The sequence below is a fragment of the Streptococcus suis genome (genome assembly GCF_019856455.1).
Classification (GTDB): domain Bacteria; phylum Bacillota; class Bacilli; order Lactobacillales; family Streptococcaceae; genus Streptococcus; species Streptococcus suis_AE.
The window spans coordinates 2,508,879-2,532,857 of sequence record NZ_CP082205.1 but is presented as its reverse complement, the minus strand read 5'-3'; the positions used below and the strand labels follow the sequence as shown (position 1 = coordinate 2,532,857).

24 protein-coding genes are annotated in these 23,979 nt (G+C 41.6%); 22 read left to right on the top strand and 2 right to left on the bottom strand.

Going from position 1 to position 23,979, the window contains the following annotated elements:
- Positions 1–201: 201 nt before the first annotated feature.
- From K6969_RS12180 to K6969_RS12170, 3 genes are all read left to right on the top strand, one after another.
- Positions 202–1,584 carry a sensor histidine kinase gene (locus K6969_RS12180; RefSeq protein WP_171943085.1) on the top strand — a complete coding sequence of 461 codons (1,383 nt, stop codon included), beginning with the start codon at positions 202–204 and terminating at the stop codon, positions 1,582–1,584.
- Positions 1,581–2,249 (top strand): response regulator transcription factor, encoded by a 669-nt coding sequence (locus K6969_RS12175; protein WP_002941832.1) that lies wholly within the window; start codon positions 1,581–1,583, stop codon positions 2,247–2,249. Before K6969_RS12180 ends, K6969_RS12175 begins: the two co-directional genes overlap by 4 nt.
- Before the next feature lie 111 nt (positions 2,250–2,360).
- The gene (locus K6969_RS12170) at positions 2,361–2,966 is read left to right on the top strand and encodes a DUF3642 domain-containing protein (protein WP_024377565.1); all 606 of its coding nucleotides are present in this window, start codon (positions 2,361–2,363) and stop codon (positions 2,964–2,966) included.
- Positions 2,967–3,273: 307 nt separating this feature from the next.
- Here the strand turns inward: K6969_RS12170 and sdaAA are convergent, their stop codons facing one another.
- The gene (gene sdaAA / locus K6969_RS12165; RefSeq protein WP_044760163.1) at positions 3,274–4,146 is read right to left on the bottom strand and encodes an L-serine ammonia-lyase, iron-sulfur-dependent, subunit alpha; all 873 of its coding nucleotides are present in this window, start codon (positions 4,144–4,146) and stop codon (positions 3,274–3,276) included.
- 12 nt (positions 4,147–4,158) lie between these two features.
- A complete protein-coding gene (sdaAB, locus tag K6969_RS12160) occupies positions 4,159–4,830 on the bottom strand; it encodes an L-serine ammonia-lyase, iron-sulfur-dependent subunit beta (protein ID WP_029173414.1) in 672 nt (223 codons plus the stop codon).
- 218 nt (positions 4,831–5,048) lie between these two features.
- Here sdaAB and mnmA point away from each other — a divergent pair, with 218 nt between their 5' ends.
- The 19 genes from mnmA to K6969_RS12065 all read left to right on the top strand — a co-directional run bounded on the left by mnmA (position 5,049) and on the right by K6969_RS12065 (position 23,955).
- A complete protein-coding gene (mnmA, locus tag K6969_RS12155) occupies positions 5,049–6,173 on the top strand; it encodes a tRNA 2-thiouridine(34) synthase MnmA (protein ID WP_171943086.1) in 1,125 nt (374 codons plus the stop codon).
- Positions 6,174–6,199: 26 nt separating this feature from the next.
- Positions 6,200–6,832 carry an RpiB/LacA/LacB family sugar-phosphate isomerase gene (locus tag K6969_RS12150; RefSeq protein ID WP_171943087.1) on the top strand — a complete coding sequence of 211 codons (633 nt, stop codon included), beginning with the start codon at positions 6,200–6,202 and terminating at the stop codon, positions 6,830–6,832.
- Positions 6,833–6,961: 129 nt separating this feature from the next.
- Complete coding sequence (locus K6969_RS12145; protein WP_171943088.1) at positions 6,962–7,414, top strand: NUDIX hydrolase; 453 nt, start codon at positions 6,962–6,964, stop codon at positions 7,412–7,414.
- A 16-nt stretch (positions 7,415–7,430) separates the two neighbouring features.
- The gene (locus K6969_RS12140) at positions 7,431–7,874 is read left to right on the top strand and encodes an NUDIX hydrolase (protein ID WP_171943089.1); all 444 of its coding nucleotides are present in this window, start codon (positions 7,431–7,433) and stop codon (positions 7,872–7,874) included.
- Complete coding sequence (locus tag K6969_RS12135; RefSeq protein WP_171943090.1) at positions 7,852–8,313, top strand: NUDIX hydrolase; 462 nt, start codon at positions 7,852–7,854, stop codon at positions 8,311–8,313. The genes K6969_RS12140 and K6969_RS12135 overlap by 23 nt, the downstream gene beginning before the upstream one ends.
- A complete protein-coding gene (gene mnmG, locus K6969_RS12130) occupies positions 8,310–10,226 on the top strand; it encodes a tRNA uridine-5-carboxymethylaminomethyl(34) synthesis enzyme MnmG (protein WP_171943091.1) in 1,917 nt (638 codons plus the stop codon). Before K6969_RS12135 ends, mnmG begins: the two co-directional genes overlap by 4 nt.
- 106 nt (positions 10,227–10,332) lie before the next feature.
- Positions 10,333–12,294 (top strand): DHH family phosphoesterase, encoded by a 1,962-nt coding sequence (locus K6969_RS12125; RefSeq protein WP_002941864.1) that lies wholly within the window; start codon positions 10,333–10,335, stop codon positions 12,292–12,294.
- Positions 12,295–12,304: 10 nt separating this feature from the next.
- On the top strand, positions 12,305–12,757 hold the full coding sequence (gene rplI, locus K6969_RS12120) for a 50S ribosomal protein L9 (protein WP_029179683.1): 453 nt from the start codon (positions 12,305–12,307) through the stop codon (positions 12,755–12,757).
- A gap of 31 nt (positions 12,758–12,788) precedes the next feature.
- Positions 12,789–14,144 carry a replicative DNA helicase gene (dnaB, locus tag K6969_RS12115; RefSeq protein ID WP_002938217.1) on the top strand — a complete coding sequence of 452 codons (1,356 nt, stop codon included), beginning with the start codon at positions 12,789–12,791 and terminating at the stop codon, positions 14,142–14,144.
- 3 nt (positions 14,145–14,147) lie between these two features.
- A complete protein-coding gene (locus K6969_RS12110; protein WP_002938218.1) occupies positions 14,148–14,399 on the top strand; it encodes a Veg family protein in 252 nt (83 codons plus the stop codon).
- Between the two features lie 151 nt (positions 14,400–14,550).
- The gene (locus tag K6969_RS12105; protein ID WP_015445098.1) at positions 14,551–15,672 is read left to right on the top strand and encodes an IS110 family transposase; all 1,122 of its coding nucleotides are present in this window, start codon (positions 14,551–14,553) and stop codon (positions 15,670–15,672) included.
- 578 nt (positions 15,673–16,250) lie between these two features.
- A complete protein-coding gene (locus K6969_RS12100) occupies positions 16,251–16,946 on the top strand; it encodes a cytochrome c biogenesis CcdA family protein (RefSeq protein ID WP_029176237.1) in 696 nt (231 codons plus the stop codon).
- An 18-nt stretch (positions 16,947–16,964) separates the two neighbouring features.
- Positions 16,965–17,528 carry a TlpA family protein disulfide reductase gene (locus K6969_RS12095; RefSeq protein ID WP_171943241.1) on the top strand — a complete coding sequence of 188 codons (564 nt, stop codon included), beginning with the start codon at positions 16,965–16,967 and terminating at the stop codon, positions 17,526–17,528.
- Positions 17,529–17,838: 310 nt separating this feature from the next.
- Positions 17,839–18,450 (top strand): 30S ribosomal protein S4, encoded by a 612-nt coding sequence (rpsD, locus tag K6969_RS12090; protein ID WP_002938227.1) that lies wholly within the window; start codon positions 17,839–17,841, stop codon positions 18,448–18,450.
- A gap of 104 nt (positions 18,451–18,554) precedes the next feature.
- A complete protein-coding gene (locus K6969_RS12085) occupies positions 18,555–18,965 on the top strand; it encodes a thioredoxin (RefSeq protein ID WP_253911850.1) in 411 nt (136 codons plus the stop codon).
- A 183-nt stretch (positions 18,966–19,148) separates the two neighbouring features.
- Positions 19,149–19,622 (top strand): IS200/IS605 family transposase, encoded by a 474-nt coding sequence (gene tnpA / locus K6969_RS12080; RefSeq protein WP_024378560.1) that lies wholly within the window; start codon positions 19,149–19,151, stop codon positions 19,620–19,622.
- Between the two features lie 221 nt (positions 19,623–19,843).
- Positions 19,844–21,361: a flavocytochrome c gene (locus K6969_RS12075; protein ID WP_171942788.1), complete on the top strand. Its 1,518-nt coding sequence runs from the start codon at positions 19,844–19,846 to the stop codon at positions 21,359–21,361.
- 85 nt (positions 21,362–21,446) lie between these two features.
- A complete protein-coding gene (locus K6969_RS12070; RefSeq protein WP_029173769.1) occupies positions 21,447–22,799 on the top strand; it encodes a metallophosphoesterase in 1,353 nt (450 codons plus the stop codon).
- 142 nt (positions 22,800–22,941) lie between these two features.
- The gene (locus K6969_RS12065) at positions 22,942–23,955 is read left to right on the top strand and encodes a glycosyltransferase family 2 protein (protein WP_029173768.1); all 1,014 of its coding nucleotides are present in this window, start codon (positions 22,942–22,944) and stop codon (positions 23,953–23,955) included.
- Positions 23,956–23,979 lie beyond the last annotated feature (24 nt).

The window sequence follows — 23,979 nt, the reverse complement described above, 5'->3', positions numbered from 1 at the left end:
TTTACTTGACAAAGGGCTTTACATATCAGGTCATATGGGACTTTTTGTATATACTCAAAAAGGCTCCATAATCTCTATGGTGGATTTACCCACTACAGAAATTATAGAGCCGACTTTTTTCTATTGTTGAAAGTTGTCTAGCTTTACAGATAGGGTTGTTTTGTTTATAATTGTGAAAAAATTGACTAGAAAAGAAGAACTATGAAATTACAAAAACGAATTTTTCGATTAAATATGATCATGCTTATTTTTTCCTTGGTTGCGATGCTGGGGGTAAGTGTTTATGTGGTTAATAGCATTTATCGTAACCAAGAAACATGGCAGTCCACTAGCCAGAAGACAGCAAGTAGTCAACAGAGTTTGGAAAAGTTTTCGGGATCAGATTTTGCAGTATTGGCAGATGAGTTAGCATCGAATGATGCACGACTCTATGTAGAAAGTAATGGTGAGGCTGTCTTTTCAAATCTGAAAGATGATGCGGATGAGATATTGGGAGTGACAGTATCATCAACCACTCACACCTCCTATGTAGATGGAGAAATTGTGATTAGCCGTAAACTCGCCACGGATGGGCAAGTTTATTATTTATATGCCTTGCTAGAAGATTTGGAAGACCAGCAAGAAAGCCAAGAATTTCAAGCCTTCCTGATACAGCTTTTGTTAGTTGGTGGAATAGGTATCGTGGTCGTAGTGGTGCTTAACTTCTTCTTTACTCGCCGTCTCCTAGGGGTTATCATGCGTCCTCTGGAGGAATTGCACAGCGGTGTAGAACGTATCCAGCAGGGAGATTATACAGTACCTCTGACCTATCAAGGTGATAAGGAATTTGAAGAATTGACCCAAGGGTTCAATCAAATGCAGACTTCTTTGTTAGATGCCCGTGAGAAAAATCGACTGTATGAACAAAATCGAACCCAGATGGTCGCAGATATTTCGCATGATTTGCGGACTCCCTTGACTTCTATCAAAGGTTATGCCAAGGGAATTTTGGATGGTATTGCCAATACGGATGAAAAACGTAATCAGTATTTGACTGTTATCTATCAAAAATCTCAGGTGATGGAGAAATTACTGGAAAAATTATTTGCTTTTTCACAATTGCAGACAGATAAAATGCCATTTGATAAAGTCAAGCTTGATTTGGCTATCTTTTTACAGTCCTATGTAAGAGAGAAAACTGAGGAATTAGTAGATGAGGACATTCGGTTTAGTTTGGAAGTATCGGATGGATTGCCAGTTGAGATTGATCCAATTCAATTTCGTAGAATTCTAGATAATTTGGTGGACAATGCACGAAAATATGCCGCTGTAAAGTCCCTGATAATCAGTATTACTGGACAAATGCAGGAGCAAGAAGTTGTTTGGACTTTTACAGATAACGGAAAAGGTGTAGAAAAGAATAGACTTGACTTGATTTTTGAAGAATTTTACAGGGCAGACGATACCAGACAGCAAGTAGAAGGCCATGGTCTGGGTCTAGCCATTGTAAAAAATATTATCGAACGCTTGGGAGGTCGAGTGTCTGTTGAGGCAACTCCAGGACTTCGATTTATCTTCAGACTACCTAGAAAGGATATGAAATGACACGGATTTTAATCGCAGAAGACGATGTAGAGATTGCTTATTTGGAGCGAGATTATCTGGAAATGCAGGGCTACCAAGTAGATTTAGTACATGACGGTGGTCTTGTAGAGGACCAACTCAAAAAAGAGGATTATGCTCTTTTAATGCTGGATGTCATGCTCCCAAATAAAACTGGCTACGATCTTTGTCGTGATTTACGGGATAAGGTGGATTTCCCTATTTTGATGGTTACATCCAAGCAAGAAACTATGGACGTGGTGAGAGGGCTAGGCTTGGGAGCGGATGATTACATCAGCAAACCTTTTGATCCCATGGAGTTGGTGGCGCGTGTAAAGGCTCATTTGGCTCGTTACCAGCGTTTTCAAAAGGATAATGATCAGAATGAATTAACAGTTGGGAATATGACTATTTTCTTGGATAATTGGAAAGTGACTTTGGATGGTCAGGAAATCAAATTGCCCAATCGTGAATTTGAATTGCTGGTTTATCTAGCAAAACACCCCAACCGAGTATTCTCTAAAGATCACTTGTTTGAAACCATTTGGGGATATGACTATGTTGGAGATAGTGCGACAGTTGCTGTTCATGTCAATCGGCTCCGAGATAAATTGGGAGCCGATTTGATTGAGACTGTCTGGGGAGCAGGCTATCGTCTTAATGATTAATTTATAAGTGTTTAGAATTTGTTTAGAAAGTTTATCTAAAGTGTTAAAAACTATCCTCTATAATAGACTTATCAGCAAGAGCTGAAGAAAACAAGTTAAAAAGAGGACAAAATGGAAAATAACAATCAACAACAAGAAATTATTGAAGTGGCAGAAAATAAGAAAACAGGTGTCTGGGAATCAGTCAAACAGAAGGTTACAGGCATGAGTAAGAAATCGATTATCTTATTGTCAGTTGGTGCCTTGGCACTTACTACGATTGGCTTTGTCGCTGCAGAGGTGTATGAAAATAAACTAGAGGCATTAGGAGATCAAATTGAGCGACAAGTTGGAATTGCAGATGATGATGACAATCAACAGGAAATAGCACAAGCTAATGCATCATCAGCCTCATCAGTAAATACAACTTCTGCTAGTCAACTAGCAACAAGTTACGGTGTAAAGTTAGTTGACACTTCTGAATTAGATGGCACTTATACAGCTACATCTGGCAATGATGCCTACACATTGACTGTAAAAGGAAATCAAGCTACATTGACAGAAGTTGACAATGATGGGGACCAGGATATAGAACAAGTGATTTTTGACTTAGATAAAAAACTTGCCTATATTGACGGTGAAGCAGATACATATTCCCTGAATGGTCCAACTCTTACTTTGACAGAAATTGATGCCAATGATACAACTCTAGATAAACTCACTTTCACCAAACAATAAGAAAAGGGAGTGGGAAAGAACTCGACCATTCATAGAAGAGTTCGTCAACAAGTCCTTATTTCCAGTTGTTGAGCTGAAACAGTCTATCCCCAGACTGGTTCACTCCCACCCCCGCACAGCTCAAAAGGTTCAGTGAACCTTTTGAGGTTGGAAATAGAGCGAACTTTGTTCGCAACAGTCGTAATGGTCAGATTTGGAGTGTAAAACACGAACAAATCTGCCAATCAACCACTGCGATGAGATGTTGACACTAACATTGAGAAACGGTGCTGGGCTTTTTGCCCAGCCTCTTTCGTTTACAACCTTGTCAATTTTCGCCGAAGATTTCTTGTGCCAGTCGGCGACCAGTTGGTGTGGCAGCCAGGCCTCCTTCGGCAGTTTCACGGAAGGCAGTTGGGAGGGCAGACCCCACTTGGTACATAGCGTTGATGACTTCATCTACAGGAATTTTTGATTCAATTCCTGCCAGTGCCATGTCGGCAGCTACCATGGCGTAGCTTGCTCCCATGGCATTACGTTTGACACAAGGGACTTCTACCAGACCAGCGACGGGATCGCAAATCAGACCCAGCATATTTTTGATGACAAAGCAGATGGCTTGGCTGGCTTGGTAGGGAGTTCCACCTGCTGCCAGTGTCAGGGCTGCGGCAGACATAGCAGAGGCAGATCCGACTTCTGCCTGACAGCCTCCTTCTGCACCTGAGATGGAGGCGTTGTTGGCGATAACTAGACCAAAGGCCCCAGCTGTAAAGAGGAAGTCAAGTTGCTGCTCTTCTGTCAAGTTTAACTTGTCAATAGCAACACCAAGAACGGCAGGCAAACAACCAGCAGAACCAGCAGTTGGGGTGGCACAGACCAAGCCCATTTTGGCGTTCAACTCGTTGACAGCCATAGCATTTCTTGCGGCGGATAGGACAGCGGAATCTGACAGGGTTTTACCAGATTTCATATAGGCATCTAACTTGGCAGCATCGCCTCCTGTTAAACCAGATACGGATTTGCTTTCAGTTAGTCCATCCACGATGGAGGCTTTCATAACTGTCAAGTTTCTTGACATAATTGTCAAGATTTCTTCGCGACTACGACCGGTCAATTCAATTTCAGTAGCGATCATGAGTTCAGCTACATTACCAGAAAAGTTGTCTGCTTGCTGAACTAATTCTTCGATAGTATAAAACATGTCTTTCTCTTTCTAGTTGAAGAAGGTAACATTGTGCAAGTGGGGAATTTTTTCAATTTCTGCAATAGAATTTTCACACTGGCGAGCATCCACTTCGATAATCATAATGGCTTTTTCGCCAGCTTGTTCACGTGTCACGTTCATTTGGGCGATATTGATGTCATACTTAGAAAGAACATCGGTCACTTTCGCAATCATACCAGGGACATCTTGGTGAACAATAATAATAGTTGGCGTATTCATATTGAGATTGACAGAGAAGCCGTTGAGCTCTGTTACTTGAATGTTTCCCCCGCCGATGGAAACGCCTGTGGCTGAGATGGATTTTTTATCGTTTTTTATGATGATTCTGGTGGTATTGGGATGTGGGGTATTACTGTCCTTGTTGACACGCCAGTAAACCTTAATACCACGCTCCCGAGCAATATCCAGAGAGTCTGGGATACGAGGGTCATCCGTATCCATGCCCAGAATACCTGCTACCAAGGCTACATCCGTACCGTGACCACGATAGGTCTTGGCAAAGGAATTGTAGAGTTGAAATTCCACCTCTGTCGGCTCATCGCCGAAGATGGAAGACACTATTTTTCCAATGCGGACTGCCCCAGCTGTATGGCTGGAAGAAGGTCCAATCATAACAGGCCCGATAATATCAAAGATCGATTGAAATTTTAAGTTGCTCATAATTTGCCTCGTATTTTTTTCTTATCCTTATTATACCAAATTTTCTAGTCAGGGAATATGCCTAAATGAATGGGCTTTCCCATGTCAAATTCCTGTCGATCTCACCTTTTGTGTGGTATAATACAAGTTGTTCAAAATCGACCTTCAAATCGTTTTTTGAAAAAATTTTGGAATACGACCTTCAAATCGTTATTTCTACGAAAAGATGGGAGAAGATTATGTCAATTGACAATTCTAAAACCCGTGTTGTTGTCGGTATGAGTGGCGGTGTGGATTCATCGGTTACGGCTCTCTTGCTCAAGGAGCAGGGCTACGATGTGATCGGTATCTTCATGAAAAACTGGGATGACACGGATGAAAATGGCTTCTGTACAGCAACAGAAGATTACAAGGATGTGGCTGCGGTGGCAGACCAGATCGGCATTCCTTACTACTCTGTCAACTTTGAAAAAGAGTACTGGGACCGCGTATTTGAGTACTTCCTAGCAGAGTATCGGGCAGGACGCACCCCAAATCCAGATGTCATGTGTAACAAGGAAATCAAGTTCAAGGCCTTCTTGGACTACGCTATGAACTTGGGTGCGGACTATGTGGCGACGGGGCATTATGCTCAGGTGTCACGCGACGAGGACGGTACTGTCCATATGCTACGTGGGGCAGATAATGGTAAGGACCAGACCTATTTCCTTAGCCAACTCTCACAGGAACAGCTGCAGAAAACCATGTTTCCGCTCGGCCATTTACAAAAGCCACAGGTGAGGGAAATAGCAGAGCGAGCAGGCTTGGCGACCGCTAAAAAGAAAGATTCGACAGGCATTTGCTTTATCGGTGAAAAGAACTTCAAAGAATTTTTGGGGCAGTATTTGCCAGCCCAGCCCGGTCGGATGATGACCGTTGATGGTCGTGATATGGGAGAGCATACAGGTCTCATGTACTATACGATTGGTCAGCGGGGCGGGCTTGGTATCGGCGGACAAATCGGTGGGGACAATGAGCCTTGGTTTGTTGTCGGAAAAGACCTGTCAAAAAATATCCTCTATGTCGGTCAAGGCTTCTATCATGAGTCCTTGATGTCAACTTCTTTACAGGCTAGTCAAGTCCACTTTACACGGGATATGCCTGAAGAATTCACACTTGAGTGTACAGCTAAATTCCGCTACCGTCAACCAGACAGTCAAGTAACTGTCAAGGTAAAAGGAGACAAGGCAGAAGTCATCTTTGCAGAGCCACAACGAGCAATCACACCAGGACAAGCCTTAGTTTTCTACGACGGACAAGAATGTCTAGGAGGCGGCATGATCGACATGGCCTATAAATATGGAGAGGCTTGTCAGTATATTTAGTTGACAGTTGTGTAAAGGAGGGGAAAATGCGTGTTGTAGTTATTCAAGCTAGTACAAGAACTGAGATCAACCAGCTCTTGTTTGACACAGTTTGTGAGGTAGTGGACGGACACCATGATGTTGTTAATCTAGGCGTGTTTCCAGAAGAAATAGAAAACTACACCTATGTGGAAGTAGCTGTTATGATTAGTCTGTTGATTGAAACAAATGCAGCTGATTTTGTTGTAACGGGGTGTTCTTCTGGACAAGGAATGATGATGGCTTGCAATAGTTTGCCAGGTTTACGTTGTGGCTTTGTGCAAACGCCTCAGGATGCCTATCTGTTTGGTCGGATTAACAACGGCAATGTAGTTTCTTTACCACTAGGCTTAAATTTTGGTTGGTCTGGCGAGTTGAATTTGCGATATACCTTGGAAAAACTATTTGATGGAGAATTTAATACAGGCTATCCAGTTCAAGATGCTGAACGTAAAAAGAAGGAAGCAGCTGAGTTAGTGCATCTTCATCGGTTGACAACACGCTCTTTTTTGGAAATTTTACCAAACTTTAATGAATATCTATTGACTAAAATTTTAAGAAGAAAAACGTTTGTCGATTATATTTATCAAAACGGGACGAATAAACTCCTTTTAGAAAAGTTAACGGCTTATAAGGTTTGAACTTTAGAAGCAGATTTGATACAATATTTCTAACAAGAACTATGATGGTCAAAGCTCATGGGAATTGTAGGCTTTTTTGTCCTGCAATTTTCGAGAGTTTTGGCTGTTTTTTGCTATAGGGGAGAGAAGATGGATTTCAGAACGAGACACGACAATCAAATCTTCGGTGTTCGTGCAACGGGCTTGGTGGTACAAGATGAGAAACTTTATCTCGTTAAGTCGCCTGAAGGGATATACTACACTTTGGGTGGAGCTATTCAGCTTGGCGAAACAACCGAAGAGGCTGTGCAACGGGAAATGAAAGAAGAAATCGGAATTGATGTGGAGGTTGGACCACTGGCTTTTATCGTCGAAAATCAGTTCACCTTACAGGAGAAATCCTATCATCAGATTGAATTTCTCTATATAGTTACCCCACTGTCTAATCCAGCTCCCAATCTGGAAGAAGGGAATTCTGTTCGCCAGTGTGAATGGGTTACTTTTGCGGACTTAGAGAAACTAGATCTCAATCCAGCCTTTCTTAAGACCGAGTTAGCCAACTGGGACGGACAACTAAAGCATTTTCTGAACAAAGACAACTAAAGTAGCGGAGGAAACCATGCCTGTTAAATTGATTGCCCATGTCTTGCTGACTGTTGCAGACAGTCACCTGATTATTCAGCGTTCGCAAATTAAGCGTGGCAAGCCCAACGTTTTTCCTCGATATTGGGACATTCCAGGCGGTCGTGTCGAGGAGAATGAATTGCCTCGTGATGCTGCAGTGAGAGAGTGTTTTGAGGAAACAGGTATTTTGATAGAAAAGGAAAATCTGACCATTATCCATGAAGATAGTCAGTTTGATGTAGAGAAACAGACGGTGTTTACAAGGTTGGTCTATGAAGGAACACTTACAGAACAGGTAAAAACCATTCTTCTTGACCCAGAAGAACATACAGATTTTCTCTGGTTAGCCCCTAGCGATAAAAATAAGAAAAAGTTAGTTCCATATCTGGACGAAATTTTAGAAAAGAGAGGGATGAATGGATTTCAGAACCAAAGTTGACAACCAGATTTTCGGTGTTCGGGCGACTGCATTGATTATAAAAGATGGGAGAATATTTCTCACGAAGGACTCTAAGGGCCGTTATTATACCATTGGCGGTGCGGTTGAGGTCAATGAGGTAGCAGCAGATGCGGTTGTTCGAGAAGTCAAAGAAGAATTAGGGATTGACAGTCGTGTCAACCAACTGGCTTTTGTTGTTGAAAATCAGTTTACACACGAAGACAGAGATTTTCACAATATCGAGTTTCATTTTATCATGGAGCCTATTGGAGAAATGCCTGAGGAGATGATTGAAGGGAAGTTGAAGCAACCTTGTGAATGGATTGCACTTGACAACCTTGTCAACCTAGATGTAGTACCAGCTTTTCTGACACAGGAATTACCAATTTGGAATGGACAAGTTAAACATATCATGAAGATGAAGGAGAAAACAACATGACACACACATTTGCAGAAAACTATGATGTCATCGTGATTGGTGCGGGGCATGCGGGTGTAGAAGCGGGATTGGCAGCCAGTCGGATGGGCTGTAAGACCTTGCTTGCAACCATTAACTTGGATATGGTGGCCTTTATGCCTTGTAATCCCTCCATTGGTGGCTCTGCCAAGGGGATTGTGGTAAGGGAAATCGATGCCCTGGGTGGCGAAATGGGTCGCAACATTGACAAGACCTATATCCAAATGAAGATGCTCAATATGGGCAAGGGTCCAGCTGTTCGTGCCTTGCGGGCTCAGGCAGATAAGGCAGAGTATGCAGCAGAGATGAAGCGGACGGTGGAGCGTCAGGAAAATCTGACCCTGCGTCAAACCATGATTGATGAGATTTTGGTGGAAGAGGGCAAGGTGATCGGTATCCGTACGGCTACCAACCAGAAATTCTCAGCCAAGGCAGTTGTGGTGACGACGGGTACAGCCTTGCGTGGTGAGATTATCATCGGTGATCTCAAGTATTCGTCAGGTCCTAACAATAGCCTAGCTTCTATCACGCTGGCGGATAATCTGAAAGAATTGGGACTTGAAATTGGTCGTTTCAAGACAGGGACACCACCGCGTGTCAATGCTCGTACCATTAACTACGAAGACACGGAGATTCAACCAGGTGATGAAAAGGCAAATCACTTTTCATTCTTGTCCAAGGACGAGGACTATTTGCAGGATCAAATTCCTTGCTGGTTGACCTATACCAATGCGACCAGTCATGAGATTATCAACAGCAATCTTCACCGAGCACCTATGTTTTCAGGGATTGTTAAGGGGATTGGTCCCCGTTATTGTCCGTCCATTGAGGACAAGATTGTGCGTTTTGCGGATAAGGAACGCCACCAGCTTTTCCTAGAGCCAGAAGGGCGCAATACCGATGAAATCTATGTTCAGGGGCTGTCAACCAGTCTGCCAGAAGATGTGCAGCAGGACTTGATCCACTCCATTAAAGGCTTGGAAAATGCCCAAATGATGCGGACGGGATATGCCATCGAGTACGATATGGTTATGCCGCATCAGTTGCGGGCAACGCTTGAAACCAAGAAGATTTCAGGGCTCTTTACAGCAGGTCAGACCAACGGAACATCAGGATATGAAGAAGCAGCTGGTCAGGGAATCGTTGCTGGTATCAATGCCGCTCTCAAGGTACAGGGTAAGCCAGAGCTGATTTTGAAACGAAGCGACGGTTATATCGGCGTCATGATTGATGACTTGGTGACCAAGGGAACGGTGGAACCTTATCGTCTCTTGACCAGTCGGGCAGAGTACCGCTTGATTTTGCGTCATGACAATGCCGATATGCGACTGACGGAGATTGGTCGTCAGGTAGGCTTGGTGGATGATGAACGCTGGCAGGTTTTCCAGATTCACAAAAACCAGTTTGACAACGAAATGAAACGCTTGGAGTCTATCAAACTCAAGCCAATCAAGGAAACCAATGAAAAAGTCGTAGCTATGGGCTTCAAACCTCTGACAGATGCCTTGACTGCCAAGGAATTCATGCGTCGTCCAGATGTGACCTACGCAGATGCGGTAGCCTTTATCGGTCCTGCGGCAGAGGATTTGGACGCTAAGACCATTGAATTGATTGAAACAGAGGTCAAGTACGAGGGCTACATTGCCAAGGCCTTGGATCAGGTGGAGAAGATGAAACGTATGGAAGAAAAACGCATTCCAGCCGACATTGACTGGGATGATATTGACTCCATTGCGACCGAGGCTCGTCAGAAGTTCAAGCTGATTTCACCAGAAACCATTGGCCAGGCTAGTCGGATTTCCGGTGTCAATCCAGCGGATATATCCATTCTCATGGTCTACTTGGAAGGACGCAGTCGTTCCATTTCTAAAAACAAATCAAAGGACAGTCACTAAGGCTGTTCTTTTCGCTGTATGTCAGCTATATGTCAACTACTTTAAAATCATGTGAAAAGTAGCTTTTTTACTGAATTTATGGTAGAATGGCAGGCAGAGGTTAGTGATGAAAAGATTTCGATTTTCGACAATTCACTTTGTCATGATAGGTGTCATTTTATTTGGGTTGGTGGCTCTTGTCCACCGATTTTTTCCAATTGGTGCCAGTACAGTTTTTGCGCTACTCATCAGCCTATTGGTGTTGATTGCGCTGTTTATTTATCAAAAACATTCTTATGAATTTAGTGAGATAGAACAGATTGAATATCTCAATAATCAGGCCAATTCTGGTTTGATGATGCTCTTGGATAAAATGCCAGTGGGAGTTATCAAAGTTCGACCGGATAGTAATCAGGTAGAATGGTTTAATCCCTTTGCTGAGCTGATTTTTGCTCAAGAAAATGGTGAGTTTGATCAAAAAAAACTACGTGAAATTATTGACGTTGGTCTGGATGAGGAGCGAATTTATGCAAACTTTTCAGGCAAGAGATACGCTGTTAACGTTGATTTTGATCAAGGGTTATTTTACTTTTTTGATGCTTCATCAGAGTACTCAGCGACAAATAGTTTGATCGGAAGCCGTCCTGTTATAGGGATTATTTCAGTTGATAATTATGATGAACTCGAGGACACGGTATCTGATTCACAGATTAGCCAAGTCAATTCCTTCTTGGCTCAATTTGTTTCGGAATTTTGCCATGATTACGGAATCTACTATCGACGCGGCACAATGGATCGATTCTATTTCTTTACAGATTATGCTGTGTTGGAAAAATTGATAGAGAATAAATTTTCAGTTATTGATAAGTTCCGCGAGGAGGCTAAAAAGTTAGATTTAGGTTTGACTTTGAGTATGGGATTGGCGTATGGTAATGAAAATCATCACCAAATCGGACAGGTTGCGCTCCAAAATCTCAATATGGCTGAGGTTCGTGGTGGAGACCAGGTTGTGGTCAAGGAAAATGATGAGAGTAAACAGCCACTTTTCTTTGGCGGTGGATCGGCTTCTTCCGTTAAACGAACACGTACGCGGACTCGTGCTATGATGTCTGCTGTATCAGATAAACTCAAATCGGTTGATGCTGTTTTTGTGGTGGGACATCGTAATTTAGATATGGACGCGCTTGGATCCGCGGTCGGTATGCAGTACTTTGCTCAAAATATTATGAACAATGCCTATACGGTGTATAATCCAGATGAAATGGCACCAGATATTGCACGTGCTATCAAGAAGTTGAGTGATGAAAATTGTTCTAATTTGCTAACGGTTGAGGAAGCCATGAAGATGGTCACTTTCCAGTCGTTGTTAATCATGGTAGATCATTCAAAGATTGGCTTGACTTTGGATAAGGATTTCTATGACCAATTTACTCAGGTTGTGGTGGTTGATCATCATCGTCGCGATACAGATTTCCCAAATAATGCAGTTTTGACTTATATAGAGAGTGGTGCTAGTTCTGCGAGTGAGTTAGTAACGGAATTAATTCAGTTCCAGAATGACAAACACCATAAACTTAATCGCATTCAATCTAGTTTATTGATGGCTGGGGTTATGCTTGATACAAAAAATTTCACCTCTCGTGTGACTAGTCGTACTTTTGATGTGGCTAGTTACTTGCGGACTCGTGGTAGCGATAGCTTGGAAATCCAGCAGATTGCAGCGACAGATTTTGAGGAATATCGTCAAATCAATGAACTGATTTTAAGTGGGCAGAGAATTGAGTCCAATGTTGTTATTGCGTGTGCAGATGATACTAAAGAATACGATAATATTATTCCGAGTAAGGCTGCCAATACAATATTGGACATGGCAGGAATTGAGGCGGTATTCGTTGTAACAAGAAATACCAAAGGGTATGTATCTATTTCTGCAAGGAGTCATAGTAAAATCAATGTTCAACGCATTATGGAAGAAATGGGTGGAGGTGGCCACTTTAACCTAGCTGCCGCTCAGGTATATGACCAGACAATCGCAGAAGTATGTGAAAAGTTGACGGATAAAATCCGCGAAGAAATAAATGGAAATTAGGAGAACAGATATGAAAGTAATCTTTTTAGCAGATGTTAAAGGTCAAGGTAAAAAGGGTGAGATTAAGGAAGTTCCAACAGGTTACGCCCAAAACTTCCTGATTAAGAAAAATTTGGCTAAGGAAGCAACAAACCAAGCTATTAGCGCCCTTCGTGGTCAGGAAAAATCTAAGGAAAAGGCTCATGCAGAGATGATTGCAGAAGCAGAGGCTATCAAGGCTAAGTTGGCTGAGGAAGCTACTTTAGTGAAATTTGTCGAAAAAGTTGGTCCAGATGGTCGTACCTTTGGTTCTATTACCAGCAAGAAAATTGCTGAAGAATTGGAAAAACAATTTGGTATTAAGATTGACAAACGTCATATCCAATTAGACCACCCAATTCGCGCCCTTGGTTTGATTGATGTTCCTGTCAAAATCTATCAAGATGTAACAGGCATCATTAATTTGAGTATTAAGGAAGCTTAATTATTTATCTAGCCAGTGAGGAGGTGAGATCTTGGCAGAGTTGGATGAATTGCGGGTGCAACCGCAGGATATTCTAGCTGAACAATCGGTATTAGGAGCTATTTTCCTTGATGAAGGCAAGTTGGTCTTCGTTCGTGAATACATCGAAGCTGAAGATTTTTTCAAACATGCTCATAAGCTAATTTTTAAAGCTATGATTGCTCTTTCTGATAGAAATGAGGCAATTGATGCGACTACCATGCGTAACTATTTAGTGAACCATGGTGATTTGGAAAATATCGGTGGCTTGGCCTATTTGGCTGAAATCATTAGTTCCGTACCGACGGCAGCCAATGCTGAATTCTATGCCAAGATTGTTGCTGAAAAGTCTAATCTCCGTAAACTGATTGCCCGTTTGACGGATGCAGTTAATCAGGCTTATGAGGGTGCGGATGGTTCAGATGACATTATTGCCAATGCTGAAAAAGCTTTGATTGATGTCAGTGAGGGAGCCAGTCGAAGTGGTTTCAAGCGGATTGATGATGTCTTGAATATCAACTTTGACAACCTTGAAACTCGTGCTAAGCAGACGTCGGATATTACAGGGATTGCAACTGGCTATCCTGCTCTTGATGCTATGACAACGGGTCTGCATGAGGAAGAGTTGATTATTCTTGCGGCTCGTCCTGCGGTTGGTAAGACGGCTTTTGCCCTCAATATTGCTCAAAATATCGGTACAAAACTGGGTTTGACAGTTGCCATCTTTTCTTTGGAGATGGGTGCAGAAAGCTTGGTTGACCGTATGCTCGCTTCAGAGGGAGTTATCAATTCGAGGGCTATTCGTACGGGGCATTTGACGCAGGAAGAATGGAATAAGTACATGGTGGCTCAAGCTAACCTGGCTCGGGCTAGTATCTATATTGATGATACACCAGGTATCAAGATTACAGAGATTCGTTCGCGTTCACGGAAGTTGGCTCAGGAAACGGGCAATCTGGGTTTGATCTTGATTGACTATCTTCAATTAATTACGGGAACAGGTCGGGAAAACCGACAACAAGAGGTTTCTGAGATTTCCCGTCAGTTGAAGATTTTGGCCAAGGAATTGAAAGTTCCTGTTATCGCCCTCAGTCAGTTGTCGCGGGGTGTGGAACAGCGTCAGGATAAGCGACCAGTTTTGTCTGATATTCGTGAATCTGGATCTATCGAGCAGGATGCGGATATCGTTGCCTTCCTGTATCGTGATGATTATTATGAGCGCGGTGAGCAGGAAGACGGTGGTATTCCCAATAATACGGTTGAAGTTATCATCGAGAAAAACCGTTCCGGTGCGCGTGGTACCGTGGAACTGATGTTCCAAAAAGAATACAATAAATTTGCAAGTATTTCCAAGAGGGAGGATGGATAGAGAATGAGTGATGCATTTACAGATGTTGCTAAAATGAAGCAAATCAAACAAGATATTAAAGACCATGAAGGGCAGATCGTTGAATTGACCCTTGAAAATGGTCGTAAGCGTGAGAAGAATAAGCAGGGGCGTATTGTGGAGGTTTATCAGTCTCTCTTTATCGTTGAATTTGAAGATCCAAACAATACCTTTGTAGAATCTTATACTTATTCAGACATTTTGACTGAAAAGATTTTGATTCATTATTTGGATTAGGAATGGAAGCCTGTGATTGCAGGCTTTTTTGTATGATTTATAGACAATATGTAAAGACCCCCAGTTGAGAATTCGTGGATTTACCTGTACACTAGAATAAAAAAACAATCAACTTCTAACAGGAATTACCACACTCAATTGGAGGTCTTATATGTTTCATTTTACCACACTTTTCATCGGAATGGATGTTCACAAAGAAAGTTTTTCACTCTGCTATTATGATATGATGGCGAATCAATTCAAACATAGCACTAAAGTTGGTCCAAATGTTAGCTATATTGTGAACTATGTGAATGAGCTTCGTCGTTTATATGGTCAAGATGCAGAAGTGTTATGTGGCTACGAAGCCGGATGTCTTGGATTTACCCTATATCACCAGCTACAAGCTCACGGGATTCCCTGTATCGTGATGGCGCCTACAACGGTGATGAAGGAAGGATCTAAGCGTGTTAAGACTGATAAAAAAGATGCAGCTCAGCTCGCAAAAGCTCTGGCCTTTCGTAGCTATCGGCCTGTTCATATTCCTACTGTTGAGGATGAACAAGTCAAAGAATATATCCGCATGAGAACAGACCACAAAGTGGCTCTGAAGAAAATCAAACAACAAATTCTTGCCTTCTGTCTCCGACATGATTTTCGCTATACCGAGGGAAGCAGTAATTGGACACAGAAACATGTCCGCTGGCTCCGTTCCCTAAATCCTGATGGACTTTACGCAGAGATTTTGACAGAATATCTATTGACCTATGAGAAATTAGTAGATCAAATAGAACGGTATGATGCACGAATTGAGCAACTGGGTCAAAGCGACAGTTACCAAGAGAAGGTCTCACGGCTTTCTTGCTTTATTGGCATTAAAACACTAACTGCTCTTTCCATTGTGACAGAAATCGGTGATTTTAATCGCTTTGCGACAGCTCAACATTTTGCTTCTTATCTTGGGCTAACTCCTAGCGAAAATTCTAGCGGCGACAAGGAGAGAAGAGGTGCTATCACCAAAGCTGGGAATAGCCATGTGAGACGACTTCTGATAGAAGCTGCACAATCATTGGCTAAGGGGACGATTGGGTATAAATCCAAAGAATTGAAAAGGAGACAAAGTGGAAACCGAGTGGAGGTGATTGCTTATGCGGATAAGGCTAATGAACGCTTAAGAAGACGTTATCGCACACTTGTTCTAGGAAAAAATAAGAAACAAAATGTTGCTAAAACAGCTATTGCACGAGAATTGTCTGGTTTTATTTGGGGGATGATGACAGGAAGAATAGCTTGAAGTTAGCGCTTGTTTTCATGTACACTTTTGACCATTAAGTTTTATCATCGCAGAGCGATGAGGAATCCCTATTTCTATCCAAAATCACTGGGTGAATTTGGACAGAAATAAGGATTGAAATCATGTTTGAATGGAAAGTATCTTGAAGGAGTTTAGGACTTCAAGGTTTGAGTCATCTACGAAACGACTAAGTGGCACAATTGTGATCCACGCTTATAGAGAGTAGGACTCGCGGCAGAACCATTGACCTGTAGGTAACCAATCCACGAATATCAGAGTGGCCAATGCCCGAAGCTAAGAACTAGGCTCTTTCTAGATACTTTTCATTTTTTAATCAGTTCGATTGTTTTTACTTGACAAAGGGCTTTACATATCAGTCATTTGAATTAACTTTGATACATCGTCACTTTCGGCTTGCCGTACTCTAGTACAGCCTGCACCTCAGTTCCTTGTCTGAAAGCTAATTCATTCGACTATAACAAAACGATATATTGACTAAGGTAAAGCGGTGTGTTACAATATTAGTACATAAAAACGTTTTCAATACTGTCTTTTGAGCTAGATAGAAAGGAGTTTATATGGAATTTCAATGGTTTACAGTTCTGGCTCTGTTTGCAGAAGGACTCTTGTCTTTCTTATCACCCTGTGTACTGCCGATTTTACCCATCTATGTTGGTTTATTAGCAGGTGGAGCTGAGGGGAAAGAGGGAGAGAAGAAGGTTCTCGTAAATACGCTAAGTTTTGTAGTTGGGATTGCTCTGACCTTCTTCTTATTGGGATTTGCCTCTAGTTTGCTGAGCAGGGTCTTACAAGCAAATGCTCAAGTCTTGCAGATTATTAGTGGTCTATTGATTGTTCTGATGGGAATTTTGCAGTTGGGTTGGTTCAATATTCCCGTGTTAGAGCGTGAATTTTCTGCTAAAAATAAGGTGTACCAAGCAGGGAAACAGGTCACTCCATATCTAGCTTTCCTGATGGGTTTTACCTTTAGTTTTTCTTGGACTCCATGTATAGGACCTATTCTGGCATCTGTTTTTATTTATGCTAGCAGTCAGCAGGGTTGGTTGAGCGGTATCTTGCTGTTGGTCTATTGTCTTGGCTTTATTCTTCCCTTTATTTTGGTTGCCTTCTTTTCTCAGAAAATGTTGGCTTTCTTCAAGAACAATCGGCACTATTTGGCTTGGACCAAGCGTATTTCAGGCTATTTATTGCTCTTGATAGGCTTGAGTATTTTAACAGGTTTCTTCCAACATCTTGTGCGTTTTTTCCAGTAGGATAGAAAGGATTTATTTATGAAAAAGTTGGTATCAATTGTCGTTTGCTTACTTGTTTCTTGCTTTGTTTTGACCGCCTGCTCTCTCTTACCATTGGTCAGTCCGTCTTCTACTGAGTCGACTTTACAGGCAAATCAACCGGTCACGCTAGATTTTTCCCTAAAGGATAAGGATGGAAAGGATGTCAATCTGGCGGATTACAAGGGAAAAAAGATTTACATCAATGTTTGGGCGACCTGGTGTGGTCCTTGTCAGAGAGAAATCCCAGAATTGGAGGAGGTCTATCAAGAGTATAAGGATAAGGAAGATTTTGTCTTTTTGTCAATTACATCACCTGAGGATGCTGAGTTTGCGAATACCAATCCTGCGGATGTGAGCAAGGATGAGATCTTGGAGAAGGCTAGTGAGCTAGGAGCGACCTATCCAGTCTTGTTTGATACCAAAGATCAGGCTATGACACATTTTGGTATTGCTGCTTTTCCGACACATATCCTTATCAATAGTGATGGGACCCTCAAGGTTTCTTTTGCAGGACAGGTTCAAAAGGATAAGTTGGTTGAATTATTGGAAGAAATGCAATAAGAACGATAAAAAAGGCTTTACAGAGCCTTTTTTTTGTGTTATACTAAATTTTGTGTGAAATAACAGCAGAGCAAAATGAAGCTCGTCAACAGAAGGTCAGCAAGAAGAGTAATCGTTGCTGTTTCGATGAAGGCCTCCTGCACGAATCAGGTTTGCTTAAAACGTTATTTCCTACAGACAAGTCTTTTTGTTTCCTTTTAGTAGTAGGCAAGGAGGTGCAGGCTATACCGAGGTATGCCAAGCCGACTTAACGACGTAATAAAAGAGAAACGAAATGACGGAAATTTTTATTTTTAGGAGGACATAACACATGTCACGTTATACAGGACCATCTTGGAAACAAGCTCGTCGTCTTGGCTTGTCATTGACAGGTACAGGTAAAGAATTGGCACGTCGTAACTACGTACCAGGTCAACACGGACCAAACAACCGTTCTAAATTGTCAGAATACGGTTTGCAATTGGCTGAGAAACAAAAATTGCGTTTCTCTTACGGTTTGGGTGAAAAACAATTCCGTAACTTGTTCGTACAAGCTACTAAAATCAAACAAGGTACTCTTGGTTTCAACTTCATGCTTCTTTTGGAGCGTCGTTTGGACAACGTTGTTTACCGTCTTGGTTTGGCAACTACTCGTCGTCAAGCACGTCAATTCGTAAACCACGGTCACATCCTTGTTGACGGCAAACGCGTTGATATCCCTTCATACCGCGTTGAAGTTGGTCAAGTGATCTCAGTTCGTGAGAAGTCAATCAAAGTTCCAGCTATCCTTGAAGCTGTTGAAGCAACTCTTGGCCGTCCAGCTTTCGTATCATTCGATGCTGAAAAGCTTGAAGGTTCATTGACTCGCTTGCCAGAACGCGACGAAATCAACCCAGAAATCAACGAAGCTCTTGTCGTAGAATTCTACAACAAAATGCTCTAAGATTTGTATCGATATTTTAAAAGCCCTATTTACAAGGGCTTTTTGTCTGTATTTGAGGAGGGATTATGTGGCGTAAGTATTTTTTGCTAGTGCTATGAGCTATTTTGGTCGTAGGTGGGGCCTTCTTTCTATCTCAATCAGCGGCTACGCCAAATGAATCAGACTATGTGAAGGCTGTAAAGAGTTACCAGGCTATTTCGATAGACGAAGTGGAGCAAAAGGTCCAAGACGAGGAAGAATTTATATTATACATAGGTCGGGAGACATGCCCTTATTGTCGAGATTTTGTTCCAAAGTTAACAGAGGCAGTAGAGCAATCACATGCGACGATCTACTATTTAGATAGCGAGTCGGATCCGAATGGAAAAATACAACAATTTCGACAGAGTCAAGGTCTTGCTACGGTTCCTAGTTTAACTTATCATAAATCGGGTAAACTATCTGGAATACTTCGTAAAGGGAGTCAAGCAACGCTATCCGAAATAGAGAATTTTTTAGCTCTTCAAGGGCAGTAAATAGTTTTAAGAATGTATGAAGTGAATTTCATACATTTTTATATTATGGCTTCGAGCCAGTTTTTCTCGTAGAGAAAAACAAGAAAACCACCAGCTATGCTGGTGGCTGCCAAGGCTTTGAGCTTCCATTTCTTTTTCCTGTTATAATCAAATTGTTCAGGTTAGATAAAGGAGGAAAAAGAAATGGCTAAAACCAGTTACAGTTTATCACATACCAAATGGATGTGCAAATATCACATAGTTTTCACACCTAAGTACCGAAGAAAATCCATTTACTACAAAATTAGACAGGACTTAATTGATATTTTCCGTCATCTATGTCAATACAAAGGCGTGGAAATCATTGAGGGACACATGATGCCAGACCATGTTCATATGCTTGTTTTGATACCTCCGAAACTTTCGATTTCCGATTTTATGGGATATTTGAAAAGCAAAAGTGCTCTAATGATATTTGATAAACACGCTAATTTAAAATATAAGTATGGAAATCGAAAGTTTTGGGCCAGAGGCTACTATGTTAGTACCGTTGGACTGAATGAAAAGACAGTTGCGAAATATATTCGCGAGCAGGAGAAAAATGACATTGCACTTGATAAATTGAGTGTCAAAGAGTATGAAGATCCATTTTCAGATGGTAGTTTTAGAACGAGATAAAAGCCCGTTGTTACGGGCATTAGTCAAGTAATTATAGCACTAACCTGAACGAAGTTCAGCGAACGTCTTTAGACGTCGCTGGAGAGAAACGGCTTATAGCCGGTGTACAAGCCACCCGTTTTCACGGGTGGTTATGACTTGTGAAAAATATTTCAAAACAGATTGAAAAACATTTCACAATCTTGTATAATACTAATATCAGATAAAAATTGGAGGTTTATATGAAAAAGAAAGCTTGGTTAGGCTTGTTGATGAGTCTACTTGCTGTTTTGTTTTTAGTGGCGTGTGGAGGTAAGTCTGAAAAGACAGCTACATCTTCATCATCTACGACTTCTTCTTCATCAGAAGAAGCTGTTTCAGGTGCATCTGAGAAAGTTTATACAGATCCATCTGAGTTGAAAGATAGCTACGATGTTATCGTTGTTGGTTCAGGTGGTGCAGGTATGTCGGCAGCTATCTCAGCTAAAGACGCTGGTGCTAGTGTTGCTCTCTTGGAGAAAATGCCTGTTATCGGTGGTAATACGGCTAAATCATCAGCTGGTATGAATGCTTCACAAACCAAATTCCAAGAAGCGGAGGGCATTGCTGATACAAACGATAAATTCTATGAAGAAACGCTTAAAGGTGGTAAAGGAACTAATGATCCTGAATTGCTTCGTTATCTTGTAGATAACTCTGCTAGTGCAATTGACTGGTTGGATGGAATGGGGATCACTCTTAGCAACCTAACTACAACTGGTGGTATGAGCGAAAAACGTACACACCGTCCTGCAGATGGTTCAGCTGTCGGTGGCTACTTGGTAAATGGTCTTTACCACAATCTTGTTGAACGTGAAGTACCAATTTTTGTCAATGCAGATGTTACAAAACTCCAAGACAAGGATGGAGCTGTGACAGGTGTTGAAGTGAAGATTGCTGGTGAAACGAAGAAAATCTCAGCTAAAGCAGTTGTATTGGCGACAGGTGGTTTCGGTGCTGATTTGGAAATGGTTGCTAAATTAAATCCAGCATTGAAAGGTTATGTTACAACTAACCAAGAAGGTTCAACAGGTGACGGTATTGCACTTGCTGAATCAGAAGGTGCAGCAACTGTTGATATGGAACAAATCCAAATTCACCCAAGTGTTGAGCAAGAAACTTCTTACTTGATTACAGAAGCAGTTCGTGGCGAAGGTGCTATCCTTGTCAACTCAAAAGGTGAGCGTTTTGTTAACGAATTGGAAACTCGTGATAAAGTTTCAGCAGCGATTAATGCATTAGATCCTAACTACGCTTACGTTATCTTTGATGATGCCTTGAAAGATCGTGTGAAGGCTATTGCTCAATACGAAGAAAAAGGACTTGTAAAAACGGGTGCTACTCTTGCAGATTTGGCTAAAGAAATTGACTTACCTGCGGACACACTTCAAACAACACTTGATACTTGGAACAAGGCTGTAGCAGATAAGAATGATGCGGCATTTGGTCGTACATCAGGTATGGACCATGCTTTGAATACTGGTTCTTACCATGCCATTAAAGTTGCGCCTGGTATTCACCATACAATGGGTGGTGTGAAAATCAATACCAATACTGAAGTATTGAAAACAGATGGTTCAGCAATTTCAGGTCTTTATGCTGCTGGTGAAGTAACTGGTGGTGTTCATGGTCAAAACCGTATTGGTGGTAATGCAGTAGCAGACATCATCGTATTTGGTCGTCAGGCTGGTGAACAAGCAGTAGGATTTGCTAAGAAATAAATTGTAGATACAAGAGGCTCGGCAGAAAGAAGGTCGAGCTTCTTTTTCTTGTCCCTCTATCTCTAAGATGATATACTTTTAAGGTATGAAGAAGAAAATAGTATTATTGTTAGGAGCTATTGCAGTCATTGTTTTGATTTGGTCTGCTATTGCTGGTCAGCGTCAGCAATCCTATATCGAGGTTGAACTAACAGACCAGAATAAAATCTGGATTATCACTGATTTGCATTATTTATCACAGGATTTATTTGATGATGGAGAGGCATTTTCTTATATAGAAAAAACAGCTGCTGGCAAGGATTTACGTTATGGAAAAGAGCGGATGGAGGCTTTGGTTGAGCAGGTTGAGCGTGAACATCCTTCCTTGTTACTAGTCAGTGGAGATTTGACTCTTAATGGAGAAAAGCAGAGCATGGTTGAGTTGGCGCAATATTTTACCCGGATTGAAGAAAAAGGAACGGAGGTTTTGGTGATTCCTGGCAACCATGATATTGCCAGTGGATGGGCTAGGGCCTTTAAGGGAGACCAGCAGATAGTGACGGATCAGGTCACTGCTCAGCAATTTGCAGAGCTATTTGTCAATCACGGTTATCAACAAGCTAGCAGTCGTGATAAAGACTCATTGAGCTATCTAGCCAAGCCATTTTCAAATGCTTGGTTTCTGATGATAGACAGCAACATCTACTCTGACGGCTACGGAAAAGGAGCTCCTCCAACCAATGGACGTATCAAAAAAGAGACCTTGGATTGGATAGAAGTACAACTTAAGTCAGCTAAGGAAGCTGGAGTGAGCCTGATACCTGTTGTCCATCACAATGTCTTGCAACAGCATGCTATGCTGACAAAAGGGTACACTTTGGATAATGCTGCCGATTTGAAGGCTTTGTTCAATCAATATGGCATTCAATTTGGTTTTTCTGGACACACGCATTCTCAGAATATTGTTGAAGAAGATTTGGGGCAAGTCAGCTATACTGAAGTGGTCAATGGAGCATTTTCTATTTATCCAGCTATTATCGGCCAATTGAGCCTTGATGATACAAGCATTCACTATCAAAAAACTCAACTTGATATGGCTTCGTGGACAGAAAAGCACCAACCTAGTGATCCAAATTTGCAGGATCACGTTACCTACTTACAAACTGTCTTTGACAATACCAGTGACATCATGGTCCACAATGTGTTAAACGATGAGCGTTGGTATGACGGCGAGACGGCAGATGCTATTTCACAATTTATCATGCCGGCCAACCGTGCTTATTTTTCAGGAGAAAAATTAGATCAGACTTGGCTAGATGAGAAGGTATTTCCAAGCCAAGCCTATCAGACCTTGCAAGCAGCATCACCGAGAAGTTTCTTGGCTGATTATCTTGATGTGATTATAAAACGGAGTCAAAGTCGAGATGTGGAAAAACTAGCAATTACCACCAAAAACTGATAGTAGTTATCCACAGAATATTCTAGAAATCCACAACTTATCCACAGGTTGTGAATAAGTTGGCCTTGAAAAATAATTATCCTCTGCAACTTTCCTAAAAATATGATAAAATAGTAACAAATTGTGTCAAATGGAGAGAAAGATGACCTTACTAAGCATTGCTATTCCGAGCTATAATTCGGAGGCCTACCTTCATTACTGTGTTCATTCCCTTGTAATGGGTGGGGACAAGGTTGAAATTCTGATTATTAACGATGGTTCGACCGATCGGACTCAGGAAATTGCAGAGGAACTTGCTAATCAATTTTCGAATGTACGAGCTATTTATCAAGAGAATAAGGGTCATGGCGGAGCTGTTAATACAGGGATACGTGAGGCCAAGGGGAAGTACTTTAAAGTTGTAGATTCAGATGACTGGGTCGATACCAGGGCCTATTTGAAGATCCTAGAGAGTTTGCAGGCTTTGGAAGATGAAAATACGCCAGTTGATGCTTTTATCTCCAACTTTGTTTATGAAAAAGAGGGACAATCTCGCAAAAAATCCATGTCTTATCAGGATGTTTTACCAGAAAATCGGATTTTTGGCTGGGAAGATGTGGGGGCATTTTCCAAGGGGCAATACATGATGATGCATTCCTTGATTTACAGGACAGATTTACTGCGTGAGGTTGGTCTTGTTCTGCCAGAGCATACTTTTTATGTGGATAATATTTTTGTATTTACTCCTTTGCAGGCTGTGAAAACGATGTTCTATCTGCCAGTAGATTTTTATCGTTACTTTATTGGGCGAAATGACCAGTCTGTCAATGAATCCGTCATGATTAAGCGCATTGACCAGCAGTTAAAAGTCAATCGAATTTTGGTAGATAATTTAGACTTGGAGGCGATTGACAATCCTGATTTGCGAAGTTACTTGCTTAATCATGTAGAAATTACCACCATTATCTCCTGTGCTCTTCTCAATCGTGCTGGTACTGCTGAGCATATGATGAAGAAGCAGGAACTCTGGCACTATATTCGGGATAATAATCCAGCTCTATTTAAAATCGTTCGAAAAGGGTTACTCGGACAATTAACCAACCTTTACGGTTACCCAGGTCGAAAAATTTCCAATGCCGTCTATAAAATCGCGAAAAGAATTTATGGTTTTAACTAAAACTCAGTTTCGGCTGAGTTTTTC

What these genes read in the sequence shown, in the direction of transcription:
- K6969_RS12180 (WP_171943085.1), top strand. Translation starts at nt 202, where the DNA reads ATGAAATTACAAAAACGAATTTTTCGATTAAATATGATCATGCTTATT.
- K6969_RS12175 (WP_002941832.1), top strand. Translation starts at nt 1,581, where the DNA reads ATGACACGGATTTTAATCGCAGAAGACGATGTAGAGATTGCTTATTTG.
- K6969_RS12170 (WP_024377565.1), top strand. Translation starts at nt 2,361, where the DNA reads ATGGAAAATAACAATCAACAACAAGAAATTATTGAAGTGGCAGAAAAT.
- sdaAA (WP_044760163.1), bottom strand. Translation starts at nt 4,146, where the DNA reads ATGTTTTATACTATCGAAGAATTAGTTCAGCAAGCAGACAACTTTTCT.
- sdaAB (WP_029173414.1), bottom strand. Translation starts at nt 4,830, where the DNA reads ATGAGCAACTTAAAATTTCAATCGATCTTTGATATTATCGGGCCTGTT.
- mnmA (WP_171943086.1), top strand. Translation starts at nt 5,049, where the DNA reads ATGTCAATTGACAATTCTAAAACCCGTGTTGTTGTCGGTATGAGTGGC.
- K6969_RS12150 (WP_171943087.1), top strand. Translation starts at nt 6,200, where the DNA reads ATGCGTGTTGTAGTTATTCAAGCTAGTACAAGAACTGAGATCAACCAG.
- K6969_RS12145 (WP_171943088.1), top strand. Translation starts at nt 6,962, where the DNA reads ATGGATTTCAGAACGAGACACGACAATCAAATCTTCGGTGTTCGTGCA.
- K6969_RS12140 (WP_171943089.1), top strand. Translation starts at nt 7,431, where the DNA reads ATGCCTGTTAAATTGATTGCCCATGTCTTGCTGACTGTTGCAGACAGT.
- K6969_RS12135 (WP_171943090.1), top strand. Translation starts at nt 7,852, where the DNA reads ATGGATTTCAGAACCAAAGTTGACAACCAGATTTTCGGTGTTCGGGCG.
- mnmG (WP_171943091.1), top strand. Translation starts at nt 8,310, where the DNA reads ATGACACACACATTTGCAGAAAACTATGATGTCATCGTGATTGGTGCG.
- K6969_RS12125 (WP_002941864.1), top strand. Translation starts at nt 10,333, where the DNA reads ATGAAAAGATTTCGATTTTCGACAATTCACTTTGTCATGATAGGTGTC.
- rplI (WP_029179683.1), top strand. Translation starts at nt 12,305, where the DNA reads ATGAAAGTAATCTTTTTAGCAGATGTTAAAGGTCAAGGTAAAAAGGGT.
- K6969_RS12110 (WP_002938218.1), top strand. Translation starts at nt 14,148, where the DNA reads ATGAGTGATGCATTTACAGATGTTGCTAAAATGAAGCAAATCAAACAA.
- K6969_RS12105 (WP_015445098.1), top strand. Translation starts at nt 14,551, where the DNA reads ATGTTTCATTTTACCACACTTTTCATCGGAATGGATGTTCACAAAGAA.
- K6969_RS12100 (WP_029176237.1), top strand. Translation starts at nt 16,251, where the DNA reads ATGGAATTTCAATGGTTTACAGTTCTGGCTCTGTTTGCAGAAGGACTC.
- K6969_RS12095 (WP_171943241.1), top strand. Translation starts at nt 16,965, where the DNA reads ATGAAAAAGTTGGTATCAATTGTCGTTTGCTTACTTGTTTCTTGCTTT.
- rpsD (WP_002938227.1), top strand. Translation starts at nt 17,839, where the DNA reads ATGTCACGTTATACAGGACCATCTTGGAAACAAGCTCGTCGTCTTGGC.
- tnpA (WP_024378560.1), top strand. Translation starts at nt 19,149, where the DNA reads ATGGCTAAAACCAGTTACAGTTTATCACATACCAAATGGATGTGCAAA.
- K6969_RS12075 (WP_171942788.1), top strand. Translation starts at nt 19,844, where the DNA reads ATGAAAAAGAAAGCTTGGTTAGGCTTGTTGATGAGTCTACTTGCTGTT.
- K6969_RS12070 (WP_029173769.1), top strand. Translation starts at nt 21,447, where the DNA reads ATGAAGAAGAAAATAGTATTATTGTTAGGAGCTATTGCAGTCATTGTT.
- K6969_RS12065 (WP_029173768.1), top strand. Translation starts at nt 22,942, where the DNA reads ATGACCTTACTAAGCATTGCTATTCCGAGCTATAATTCGGAGGCCTAC.